The 816-nt window shown below is 66.7% G+C and carries 1 protein-coding gene; it reads right to left on the bottom strand.

The window, feature by feature from the left end; all coding sequences use genetic code 11:
- Nucleotides 1–816 (bottom strand): ADP-forming succinate--CoA ligase subunit beta (gene sucC, locus G7A99_RS22155; RefSeq protein ID WP_163144155.1); only part of this gene is annotated, 816 nt, incomplete at both ends.

Genomic DNA, 816 nt, shown 5'->3' on the forward strand with positions numbered 1-816 from the left:
TACGTCCGGGCTCGCGGAGATGATCTTGAACGCCTCGGTGACGCGCTCCTTGTTGGTGCCGCCGCCGACGTCGAGGAAGTTGGCCGGCTCGCCGCCGTGGAGCTTGATCACGTCCATGGTGGCCATCGCCAGGCCGGCGCCGTTGACCATGCAGCCGATATTGCCGTCGAGGGTGATGTAGTTCAGGCCGTGCTCGGCAGCCTGGACCTCGGTCTCGTCCTCCTGGCTGACATCGCGCATGTCCGCGATCTCGGGCTGACGGCCGATCTCGATGGCGTTGTCGTCGACGTTAACCTTCGCGTCCAGCGCGAGCAGGTCGCCCTCGGCGGTGAGGATCAGCGGGTTGATCTCGATCAGCGAGAGGTCACGGTCGGTGAACGCGCTGTAGAGCCCGCTCATGATACGGGTGAGCTGCTTGATCTGATCCTTGCCCAGGCCCATGCCGAAGCCGAGCTCGCGACACTGGTACGGCTGCAGGCCGGCCGCCGGGCTGACCTTGACCGTGAGGATCTTCTCGGGGGTGCTCGCGGCCACCTCCTCGATATCCATGCCGCCCGCCTCGGAGGCCATGAAGGTGACGCGCTTGGAGGCGCGATCGACCACGGCGCCGAGATACAGCTCGCGCTCGATGTTCAGCCCCTGCTCGATCATCACCGCGTTGATGGGCAGGCCCTTGTCGTCGGTCTGGTGCGTGACCAGCCGCTCGCCGAGCATGGACTCGGTGTACTGCACGACCTCGTCGAGGCTCTTGGCGAGCTTCACGCCGCCGGCCTTGCCGCGGCCGCCGGCGTGCACCTGGGCCTTGACCACCCAGAC

It is taken from the genome of Arhodomonas sp. KWT, assembly GCF_010993615.1.